The following is an 11,060-nucleotide window of genomic DNA, read 5'->3' as shown; positions in this document are numbered from 1 at the left end:
GTTGAGTTCTCAAGAATCACCCACACACCTCGAACCAGCTCACCGCCAGCCCTCGGGGCAACTCGCCTAACGTTACCTGCCGTTCTTCTGCGAGTCAAACCCGCGTCATCCGGCCGGTCACCGCCCACACCCCAGCGGTGCATCCTCGTGCCCGGAGGCGCCAAGATCCACTGCTGATCGGAGAGAGGTGGTCGCTGTCCGTTGGCCGGGCTCCTGGCCCGTGCCCCCGTCCTGGCGACTCGGAGAACATTACGCACGACCGGGCGAGGACGCAAATCCCAGCGGTGTGACCCGCGCCGCACTCCTGGCGGTGGTCGTCGCCGGGCGGCCAGGGGCCGTTGCGACACAATGGCCGGCATGTCTCTGGACACCAGCGGGGAGACCAACGGGCCCTACGTGCAGCGCAGCCGCCGGGACTGGGCGCAGCTGGCGTCCAGCACGCCGATGACGCTCGACGAGGAGGCGCTCTCCCGGCTGCGTGGCATGAACGACCCGACCAGCCTGGAGGAGGTGGTCGAGGTCTACCTCCCCCTGACGCGGCTGCTCAGCCAGTACTTCGAGCACACCGGCCACCTCTACCGCGCCACCCACGACTTCCTGCAGCTCTCCGTCGAGCGCACCCCCTTCGTCATCGGGGTCGCGGGCTCCGTGGCCGTCGGCAAGTCGACCACCGCCCGGCTGCTCAAGGAGCTGCTCTCCCGCTGGCCCCAGCACCCCCACGTCGAGCTGGTCACCACCGACGGTTTCCTCTTCCCCAACGCCGAGCTGGAGCGCCGTGGGCTGCTGCAGCGCAAGGGCTTCCCCGAGTCCTACGACCGGCGCAGCCTGCTGCGCTTCGTGATGGACGTGAAGTCGGGCAAGCCGCACGTCACCGCACCGGTCTACAGCCACCTGTACTACGACATCCTCCCCGGCCGGCAGATCGTGGTGAACCAGCCCGACATCCTCATCGTCGAGGGGCTCAACGTGCTGCAGCCGGCGCGGCAGCGCGCCGACGGCACCAGCGGCCTGGCCGTCAGCGACTTCTTCGACTTCTCCGTCTACGTCGACGCCCTCGAGGCCGACATCAAGACCTGGTTCCTCGAGCGGTTCGCCACGCTGCGCCAGACCGCCTTCCGCAAGCCCGAGTCGTTCTTCCACCGCTTCACCAAGCTGAGCGACGAGGACGCGATGGCCTACGCCGACCGGGTCTGGGACACCATCAACGGTCCGAACCTGGTGCAGAACGTCCGCCCCACCCGCGGCCGGGCCACCGCGATCCTGCGCAAGGGCGCCCACCACGACGTCAGCTGGGTCCGCATCCGCAAGGTCTGACCGGCCCGGATCAGAGGCCGCGCCACTGCGGCAGCAACGCGGCCACCTCCTCCAGCGTGTCGCGGGTGCCGACGTACGGCGGCTCCGGGCGCGGCCAGTGCGTGACGACGTCGGTGAAACCGAGTGCGGCGGCACGCTCCACGCACTCGGCGAAGGCCGAGGCGCTCTGCAGCGCGTAGCGGTGACCGGAGTCGACCGACAGGTAGCGACGCAGGGTCGCCCCGGTGCGGGCGCACTGCTCGTCGAGCCGGGCCGACAGCTCGGCCAGCGAGCGCCACCACCCCTCCTGGTCGTCGGCGCGCCCGCCCGTGGTCACCCATCCGCCGTCGGGGCTCGTCGACCCGTGCTGGACGGCCAGCCGCAGCGAGCGCGGCCCGTTACCCGCCACCACGAGCGGGAGGTCGGCGGCCTCACCCGGGTTGGACCGGGCGTCGACCGCGGTGAACCACTCCCCCTGGTGGTCGACGTGGTCCTCGCCGAGCAGCCGGCGCAGCAGGGCGGTGAACTCGGCCAGCCGGTCGACCTTCTGCCGCGGGGACAGCGGGGGTGTGCCGAGGACGCGGTCGTCGGGCGTCCCCCCGGCGCCGAGCCCGAGCAGCAACCGGCCCTCGGAGACGTCGTGCAGGGAGAGCAGCTCCCGGACGAAGGAGGCCGGGTGGCGGTAGTTGGGCGAGACCACGAAGGTGCCGAGCCGGATCCGGCGGGTCACCATCGCCGCCGCGGTCAGCGTCGGCACGGTGCCGTACCAGGGGACGTCGGGCAGCCCGCCCCAGCTGAGGTGGTCGTAGGTCCAGGCCGAGTCGAAACCCAGCTCCTCCGCCTCGCGCCACCGCGGCCCGGCCTCGCGCCAGGGCAGCTCGGGCAGGATGACGATGCCGAAGCGCACGACGGGTCCTCGTCTCAGTCGGTCCCGCGCGGGGCGGGAGGCCCAGGATCAGCGGCCGAGCCGGACCCGTACCACCTCGGAGAGCTCACGGGCCACCTGGTCGGCGCGGTCGTGGGTCTCGGCCTCCACCATCACCCGCACCAGCGGCTCGGTGCCGGACGGGCGCAGCAGCACCCGTCCGCTGCCGTTCAGCTCCGCCGTCGCGCGTTCGACCGCGGCGGTGAGCTCGGGGTCGGTGGTGGCGCGGCTCTTGTCGACGTCGTCGACGTTGACCAGCACCTGCGGCAGCCGCGTCATCACGGCGGCCAGCTCGGCCAGCGACCGCCCGGTGCGGGCCATCGTGGCCATCAGGTGCAGCGCGGTGAGCGTGCCGTCGCCGGTGGTGGCGAACTGGGAGAGCACGACGTGGCCGGACTGCTCCCCGCCGAGGGCGAACCCACCGGCCTTCATCGCCTCCAGGACGTAGCGGTCGCCGACCTTGGTCTGCTCGACGGTGATGCCCTGGTCGCGCATCGCGTGCACGAAGCCGAGGTTGCTCATCACCGTGGCGACCACCGTGTCGGAGGGCAGGGTGCCCGCCTCCTTCATGGCGCGGGCGAGGACCGCGAGGATCTGGTCGCCGTCGACCAGCGCACCGGAGGCGTCCACGGCCAGGCAGCGGTCGGCGTCACCGTCGAGGGCGATGCCCAGGTCGGCGCCGTGCTCGACCACCGCGGTCTGCAGGTCGCCCATGTGGGTGGACCCGCAGTTGTCGTTGATGTTGATGCCGTCCGGCTCGGCGTGGATGGCGATGACGTGCGCACCCTGGGACTCGAAGGCGGCCACCGCGGTCTGGGAGGCGGCCCCGTTCGCGCAGTCGACGACGACGGTCAGACCGTGCAGGCTGGCCGGCGCCTGCTCCCGGTCGGGGCCCTGCAGGCTGGCCACCAGATGGGCGACGTACCCCTCGATCAGGGCGTCGTCGGTGCTGGTGCGGCCCACCCCGGCCCCGGTCGGACGCTGCCACGGCTCACGCAGCCGGGCCTCGATCGCGTCCTCGATGGCGTCGTCGAGCTTGACCCCGCCACGGGCGAAGAACTTGATGCCGTTGTCCGGCATCGGGTTGTGGCTGGCCGAGATCATCACGCCCAGGTCGGCCCCGGACGCCTTGACGCACCAGGCCACCCCGGGGGTCGGGACGACACCCAGGCGGACGACGTCCACGCCGGCGCTGGCCAGCCCGGCGACCACCGCGGCCTCGAGGAACTCCCCCGAGGCCCGCGGGTCGCGACCGACCAGGGCGCGCGGACGGGCGCCGCCGAAGGCACCGACCTCTCCCAGCACGTGCGCCGCCGCCACCGACAGGTCGAGCGCGAGCTCGGCCGTCAGGTCGGCGTTGGCACGGCCGCGGACACCATCGGTGCCGAACAGACGACGCCCCACCGGATCAGCGCTTGCTGTACTGGGGAGCCTTACGCGCCTTCTTCAGACCGGCCTTCTTGCGCTCCTTGGCGCGCGCGTCGCGGGTCAGCATGCCGGCCTTCTTCAGGGCGGGACGGCTGGCCTCGGCGTCGACCTCGTTCAGCGCCCGGGCCACCCCGAGACGCAGGGCCCCGGCCTGACCGGTGACGCCGCCGCCGTGGATGCGGGCGATGACGTCGTAGGAGCCCTCGACACCGGCCGTGCCGAACGGCTCGGAGACGATCTGCTGGTGCACCTTGTTGGGGAAGTAGCCCTCCAGCGGACGGCCGTTGATGGTCCACTGCCCCGAGCCGGGGACGATCCGGACGCGGGCGACGGCCTCCTTGCGGCGGCCGGTGGCCTGGCCGGGGGCGACCACCGCGGCGCGGCCGGTCGAGGCGGCCTGCGAACCGGTGGCACCGCTCTCGGAGCGGTAGGCGATCTCGCGCTCGCCCTCGGTGAACGGAGTGGTCTCGACGTTCTCTTCTGCGGTCTCGGTCACTTCTGGTCCTCGGGTGCTCACTGGGCGATCTGGGTGATCTGGAAGTCCGACGGCTGCTGCGCCGTGTGCGGGTGCTCGGGGCCGGCGTAGACCTTCAGCTTCTTCAGCTGCTGGCGGCTCAGCTTGTTCTTCGGCAGCATCCCCCACACGGCCAGCTCGACGGCCTTCCGCGGGTCGGTGCGCAGCAGGTCACCCTGCGCGATGCTCTTCAGCCCACCCGGACGGCCGGAGTGGCGGTACTGCACCTTGTCGGTGGCCTTGTGCCCGGTCAGGGCGATCTTGGCGGCGTTCACCACCACCACGAAGTCGCCGGTGTCGACGTGCGGGGCGTACTGCGGCTTGTGCTTCCCGCGCAGCAGCGTCGCCGCCTGGACCGCCAGGCGACCCAGCACGACGTCCTCGGCATCGATGACATGCCAATTCCTGGTGACCTCGCCAGGCTTCGGAGTGTACGTAGACACGCTGGGACCATCTTCCGTGAGTGTGCTGCCGGCCGCGGCCGACAGGGTGGAGCTGACATCTGTGGACGCACCGAGGGCCACCACGGGCGGCTGCAGCTCACCACCAGGGTGGGCACGCCTCAGCGCAACAGCGCCTCACACTACTCGGCGGCACCGGTCGGGTCAAAACGGCCGGACCGCCCAGGGGCGATTCGCCCGCCCTCCACGACACCCCTAGATTGAAGCCCATGACCGACTCCCTCACGATTCGCGACAACCGGACGGGCGAAGAGCACGAGATCGAGATCGTCGACGGCACCATCCGGGCCGCGGACCTGAAGAAGGTGGGCGGTCTCGCCACCTACGACCCCGGGTTCGTCAACACCGCCTCCTGCCGCAGCGCGATCACCTACATCGACGGCGAGCAGGGCATCCTGGAGTACCGCGGGTACCCGATCGAGCAGCTGGCTGAGCAGTCGAGCTTCCTCGAGGTCTGCTACCTGCTGCTGAACGGCGAGCTGCCCACGTCGGACCAGCTGGCGCAGTGGACGCACGACGTCACGCACCACACGTTCCTGCACGAGAACATCAAGAGCCTGATGACCGGGTTCCGCTACGACGCGCACCCGATGGGCATGATGATGTCCTCGGTGAGCGCGCTGAGCACCTTCTACCCCCACGCGAGTGACATCTCCGACCCGGAGAACCGCTACCTGCAGATCACCCGGATGATCGCGAAGATGCCGACCATCGGGGCCTTCGCCTACCGGCACAGCCAGGGCAAGCCGTACATCTACCCCGACAACGAGCTGTCCTACTGCGCGAACTTCCTGTCGATGCTGTTCAAGATGAGCGAGCGCGACTACGCGGCCGACGAGCGGCTGGTCAAGGCGCTGGAGGTGCTGTTCATCCTGCACGCCGACCACGAGCAGAACTGCTCGGCCAACGCGGTGCGCTCGGTGGGCTCCTCCCAGGTCGACCCCTACTCCGCGGTCGCCGCCGGCATCGGCGCCCTCTACGGCCCGCTGCACGGCGGGGCCAACGAGGCGGTGCTGAAGATGCTGCGCCGGATCGGCTCGACCGACAACATCCCCAGCTTCATCGAGGGGGTCAAGGCCGGCAACGAGCGGCTGATGGGCTTCGGCCACCGTGTCTACAAGAACTACGACCCGCGGGCCACCATCATCAAGAAGGCCACCGAGGACGTCTTCGAGGTGACCGGGGTCAACCCGCTGCTCGAGATCGCCCAGGAGCTGGAGAAGATCGCGCTGGAGGACGAGTATTTCGTCTCCCGCAAGCTCTACCCGAACGTCGACTTCTACTCCGGGCTGATCTACGAGGCGCTGGAGTTCCCGCCGGAGATGTTCACCGTGCTCTTCGCCATCGGCCGCACGCCGGGCTGGCTGGCCCAGTGGCAGGAGCTGGTGACCGACAAGGAGCAGAAGATCGCCCGGCCCAAGCAGATCTACACCGGGGAGCGGCAGCGCGAGTTCGTGCCCATCGACCAGCGCTGAGCAGCCGGCCACCACGGGGGAGGACGTCGCCGACGTCCTCCCCCGTCGCCGTCTGGGACCTGTCGCAGCGCCCCGCGGGGTCTTGGCCCCCAGGTCACAGTTTGGTAACGTCGCCGCCGCAGGTCTGCCCCGGCGTCGCCCCGAGGGCGAGGATCGAGGGCAACCAGACGTGCGATCCGCGTCCGCTCAGCCCTGCACCCCAGGGTCACCCTGCACCACCGGAGGAAGGCAGCACCGTGCCGAAGAAGCCACCGTCGAGCGCCCCCCGGCGCCCACCCCGGACCCTCGCCCCCCTCGTCCTGGGCGCCTCGTTCGCCCTGGTCCTGGGCGGCGTCGCGGCCACGGGCACCCCGCAGGCGAACGCGGAGCCGGCGCCGGTCACGGAGTCCACCGGGCCCAACCCCTACGGCCCCGACGACGCCTACATCAACTACGTGGCGCCCACCGTCGACCTCGAGGACGACGACGCCGAGGTCGGCGAGGACGAGGAGGGCCGGAGCGAGGAGCAGTCGGCCCGCGAGCAGGCCGAGGCCTTCAACCGCAAGCACGCCGAGGGCAACCCGCGGGCCGCCGAGCAGCTGGCCCGCGCGGAGCAGAAGGCCGTGAAGACCGGCCAGAACCCCCGCCAGTTCAAGCAGGCCCCCAGCACGCAGGAGGCCCGGCTGCTGACCATCCTGGTGGAGTACGACGAGGACGTCACCTACGACTGGTCCGGCGTGATGGTGCCGCGGACGGTCACCGGTGACCGCACCTGCGTGCCGGCCACCGACGTCCCGTCCGGTCCGCTGCACAACAACATCCCCGACCCGGCCAGCTGGCCCGAGGAGGACAACAACTCCTTCTGGGTCGAGGACTTCTCCTCCGAGCACTACAACACGATGCTCTACACCGACGAGGGCATCACCGAGCGCGTCCGCACCGACCTCACCGGCCCCGACGGACAGCCCGGTTTCGACATCTCCGGCTACACGATGAAGGCGATGTACGAGGAGATGTCGAAGGGCGCCTACACCGTCACCGGTGAGGCGACGCCGTGGATCAAGCTCGACAACTCCGAGGCCTACTACGCCGCCGACCGCTGCTTCCAGAACGAGGAGGGCGAGTGGGAGGCCGGCCGGATCCAGGACATGGACGGCTACCCCGGCTCCGGCGGCCCGCAGCAGATGGCGCTGGACGCGGTCAACAAGCTCTACGAGACCGACCCCGACTTCCCCTTCGCCGACTACGACATCGAGGACCAGGGTGACGTCGACGGCGACGGCGACTTCCACGAGCCGGACGGCGTGATCGACCACCTCGTGCTGGTGCACGCCGGTGAGGACAAGTCCGGCGGCGGCGGGGCCGAGGGCACCTACGCCATCTGGGCGCACAGCTCCGCGCTGCCGAACGCCCCGGAGATCGGCGACACCGGGATCCGGATGAGCAACTACATCGTCCAGCCCGAGGACTCCGGCGTGGGCGTGTTCGCCCACGAGTACGGCCACGACCTCGGCCTGCCCGACCTCTACGACGTCACCAGCGGCGGCGACTCCGACGTCGACTTCTGGGACCTGATGTCGTCTGGCAGCCACGCCGGCCCGATCTTCCAGACCATGCCGACCCACATGGGCCTGTGGGACAAGTGGGTGCTGGGCTGGGTCGACCCGCTCGAGTTCAACCCCGGCGACCGGCGCCGCACGGTGCAGGTCGGGCAGACGTCACGGACGCCGCAGGGCACCGAGGACGGCCTCATCATCAACCTGCCCAACAAGCGCCAGGTGCTGGGCGAGCCGCACAGCGGCGACTCGATGTGGTGGAACGGCGCGAGCGGCGACTGGGCGGACTACACCCTGACCCGCACCATCGACGTCCCCGCCGCCGACCCGCGGTTCTGGATGTGGAACAACTACGTCATCGAGCAGGACTGGGACTTCGGCTTCGTCGAGGTCTCCACCGACGGCGGCACCACCTGGACCGAGCAGAAGGTCTTCGACACCAACGGAGTCGAGGTCAGCACCCCTGACGGCTACCCCGACCCCAACGGCAACCTCGCCACCTTCGGCGACAAGCGCTACGGGCTGACCGGCAGCAGCGGCGGGTGGCGCCACGACTACGTCGACCTCTCCTCCTACGCCGGGCAGCAGGTGCAGATCCGGCTCCGGGTGGCCACCGACGCCGCGTTCCTGGAGCGCGGCTGGTTCGCCGACGACTTCTCCCTCACCTCCGGCACCGACATCGTCTGGAGCGACGACACCGAGAACGGCGAGAACGGCTGGACGCCCCGGGTCGGCACCTTCCAGCCGGGCAGCGCCTCCGGGCAGGGCTGGCACCTGTTCAGCGGTGAGCTCGACCAGGCCCAGTACTACCTGGCGGAGTGGCGCAACTACGACGGCTTCGACGAGGGGCTGAAGTACGGCTACGACACCACCTACTCCAGCCACGGCCCGTGGAAGGTGGAGCACATCGCCTACAACGCCGGGCTGCTGGTCTGGTACCGCGACACCCTGTACGGGGAGAACAACCCGGTGCTGGCGACCACCCTCGACCTGCCCTCGGTGGGCACCAAGGGCGGTCTGCTCATCGTCGACAGCCACTTCGACCCGCTGCGGCGCAGCGGCGAGGCGGCCGCCAAGGACCCGACCACGCTGAAGAACCTGCCCTCGCGGGCCCAGTCCTCCAACGCGGCGTTCGGCTCGCCCACCGTGCCGTTCACCGAGTGCCTGGCCGAGGTGCCCGGCGAGGAGTGGTCGACCGAGTACTGCACCGACTTCGGCTCGCTGCCGGCGGTCAGCACCTTCGACGACTCCCAGGGCTACTACCCCGGTATCGAGGTCCGCGGCAACCAGCTGTTCTACCGCGACCAGGACGCCTCGGTGGTCATCCCGAACGAGGACAACGCGCCCTACCCGGTGCGGGTGGTCGACGCCGAGGGCAACCCGGTGCCCGAGCTCTACGGCGAGGACGTCGGTCTGCCGGTGCCGCTCGGCGACGGCAACCCGACCCAGCCCTACGGCGTCCGGCTGGACGTCGGCAAGACCCGGGCCGGGAACCAGATCGCCCAGATCCGGGTGACCCCGCCCGAGGCCGACCGGTGACCGGTAGGTCCTGATCCGCCCACCCGGGGCGGTCGTCGCAGCCGCGGCGACCGCCCCGTCGGCGTCTCCGGCCGCGCACCCGGTGTCGACCCCCAGGTTGACCCCTGACCGGCCGTCTAGTAGACCGGTCCGGCTGGCACCCCAGCACCTCGTCGTGCAGACAGGAGCACCCCGTGACCGAGATCCGGCTCGACGCCGCCTGGATCGACTACCTGTTGATCGCGCTCTACTTCCTCTTCGTGCTCGGCGTGGGCTGGTTCGCCAAGCGCGGCGTCTCCAACTCGATCGAGTTCTTCCTCTCCGGCCGCTCGCTGCCGGCCTGGGTGACCGGGCTGGCCTTCATCTCGGCCAACCTCGGCGCGGTCGAGGTGATGGGCATGTCGGCCAACGGCGCCCAGTACGGCTACCCGACGTTCCACTACTTCTGGGTCGGCGCGGTGCCCGCCATGCTCTTCCTCGGCGTGGTGATGATGCCCTTCTACTACGGCTCCAAGGTGCGCTCGGTGCCGGAGTTCATGCGGATGCGGTTCGGCACCGGGGCCCACCTGGTCAACGCCATCTCCTTCGCGCTGGCCCAGATCCTCATCGCCGGCGTCAACCTCTACCTGCTCGGCACCATCGTCAACCGGCTGCTCGGCTGGCCGCTGTGGGTGGGTCTGGTGGTCGCCGCGGCGATCGTGCTGGCCTACATCACCCTCGGCGGGCTGAGCGCGGCCATCTACAACGAGGTGCTGCAGTTCTTCGTCATCGTGGCCGCCCTGCTGCCGCTCACCCTGATCGGTCTGCACCGCGTGGGCGGCTGGCAGGGGCTGGTCGACCGGGTCACCGCCGACTCCGAGGCCGGCGGTGCGGAGCAGCTCAGCACCTGGCCGGGAGCCGCGCTGTCGGGCTTCGAGAACCCGGTGCTGAGCACCATCGGCATCGTCTTCGGTCTCGGCTTCGTGCTCTCCTTCGGCTACTGGACGACCAACTTCGTCGAGGTCCAGCGGGCGATGGCGTCCAAGGACATCACCTCGGCCCGGATGACCCCGATCATCGGCGCCTTCCCGAAGATGTTCGTGCCCTTCATCGTCATCATCCCGGGCATGATCGCGGCCGTCCTGGTCGGCGAGCTGACCCGGTACAAGGAGGTCTACGCCGCCGAGGGCGAGGCGGCCGCCACCGCGGCCACCGGCGTCACCTACAACGACTCGCTGCTGCTGCTGATGCGCGACGTGCTGCCCACCGGTCTGCTGGGCCTGGCCATCGCCGGTCTGCTGGCGGCGTTCATGGCCGGCATGGCGGCCAACGTGTCGGCCTTCAACACCGTCTTCAGCTACGACCTGTGGCAGCAGTACGTGAAGAAGGACCGCCCCGACGACTACTACCTCAAGGTCGGACGCATCGCCACCGTGGCGGCTTGCGTGATCGCCATCTTCAGCGCGCTGATCGCGGCGAACTTCTCCAACCTGATGGACTACCTGCAGACGCTCTTCGGCTTCTTCAACGCCCCGCTGTTCGCCACCTTCCTGCTCGGCATGTTCTGGAAGCGGGCCACCCCGACCGCCGGCTGGGTGGGTCTGGTGGCCGGCACGCTCTCGGCGGTGGTGGTCTTCGTGATGTCGGAGACCGGCGTGTTCAGCCTGCCCGGCCAGGGCGCGGCGTTCCTGGCCGCCGGGGTGGCCTTCGTGGTCGACATCGTGCTGATGGTGGTGGTCTCGCTGGCCACCCAGCCGAAGCCGGTGGGCGAGCTGCGCGGGCTGGTCTACTCCGAGACCCCGCGCGCCGACCTCGTCGACCCCGACGAGAAGAGCCTGCCGATCTGGCGCCGCCCCGTCCCGATGGCGATCCTGGGCCTGGTGCTCGTGATCGCCCTCAACGTCGTCTTCGCCTGACGGCCCGACCAGCACA

8 protein-coding genes are annotated in these 11,060 nt (G+C 70.1%); 4 read left to right on the top strand and 4 right to left on the bottom strand.

Annotated features, from left to right (window positions below; translation table 11 throughout):
* Window positions 1-357 precede the first annotated feature (357 nt).
* The gene (coaA, locus tag DT076_RS10310; RefSeq protein ID WP_233493858.1) at window positions 358-1,314 is read left to right on the top strand and encodes a type I pantothenate kinase; all 957 of its coding nucleotides are present in this window, start codon (window positions 358-360) and stop codon (window positions 1,312-1,314) included.
* A 10-nt stretch (window positions 1,315-1,324) separates the two neighbouring features.
* On the opposite strand, the gene DT076_RS10305 is transcribed toward coaA, so the two are convergent.
* The 4 genes from DT076_RS10305 to rplM are packed head-to-tail and all read right to left on the bottom strand — an operon-like array spanning window position 1,325 to window position 4,603.
* The gene (locus DT076_RS10305; RefSeq protein ID WP_114126566.1) at window positions 1,325-2,200 is read right to left on the bottom strand and encodes an LLM class flavin-dependent oxidoreductase; all 876 of its coding nucleotides are present in this window, start codon (window positions 2,198-2,200) and stop codon (window positions 1,325-1,327) included.
* Between the two features lie 48 nt (window positions 2,201-2,248).
* Window positions 2,249-3,622: a phosphoglucosamine mutase gene (glmM, locus tag DT076_RS10300; protein ID WP_114126565.1), complete on the bottom strand. Its 1,374-nt coding sequence runs from the start codon at window positions 3,620-3,622 to the stop codon at window positions 2,249-2,251.
* Window positions 3,623-3,626: 4 nt separating this feature from the next.
* Window positions 3,627-4,142: a 30S ribosomal protein S9 gene (rpsI, locus tag DT076_RS10295; protein ID WP_114126564.1), complete on the bottom strand. Its 516-nt coding sequence runs from the start codon at window positions 4,140-4,142 to the stop codon at window positions 3,627-3,629.
* Between the two features lie 17 nt (window positions 4,143-4,159).
* The gene (gene rplM / locus DT076_RS10290) at window positions 4,160-4,603 is read right to left on the bottom strand and encodes a 50S ribosomal protein L13 (protein ID WP_114126563.1); all 444 of its coding nucleotides are present in this window, start codon (window positions 4,601-4,603) and stop codon (window positions 4,160-4,162) included.
* Window positions 4,604-4,830: 227 nt separating this feature from the next.
* Between rplM and DT076_RS10285 the strand changes: the two genes are divergently transcribed.
* The 3 genes from DT076_RS10285 to DT076_RS10275 all read left to right on the top strand — a co-directional run bounded on the left by DT076_RS10285 (window position 4,831) and on the right by DT076_RS10275 (window position 11,044).
* Window positions 4,831-6,096 (top strand): citrate synthase, encoded by a 1,266-nt coding sequence (locus DT076_RS10285; protein WP_114126562.1) that lies wholly within the window; start codon window positions 4,831-4,833, stop codon window positions 6,094-6,096.
* A gap of 236 nt (window positions 6,097-6,332) precedes the next feature.
* Entirely contained in the window at window positions 6,333-9,170 is a 2,838-nt protein-coding gene (locus DT076_RS10280) for an immune inhibitor A domain-containing protein (protein WP_199539094.1), read from the top strand.
* A gap of 173 nt (window positions 9,171-9,343) precedes the next feature.
* Window positions 9,344-11,044: a sodium:solute symporter family protein gene (locus tag DT076_RS10275; RefSeq protein WP_114126561.1), complete on the top strand. Its 1,701-nt coding sequence runs from the start codon at window positions 9,344-9,346 to the stop codon at window positions 11,042-11,044.
* Window positions 11,045-11,060 lie beyond the last annotated feature (16 nt).

This window comes from Desertihabitans brevis, assembly GCF_003327535.1.
In the GTDB taxonomy this organism is placed as follows: Bacteria; Actinomycetota; Actinomycetes; order Propionibacteriales; family Propionibacteriaceae; genus Desertihabitans; species Desertihabitans brevis.
The sequence above is the reverse complement of the archived record's forward strand: the minus strand, read 5'-3'. Positions and strand labels throughout refer to the sequence as shown.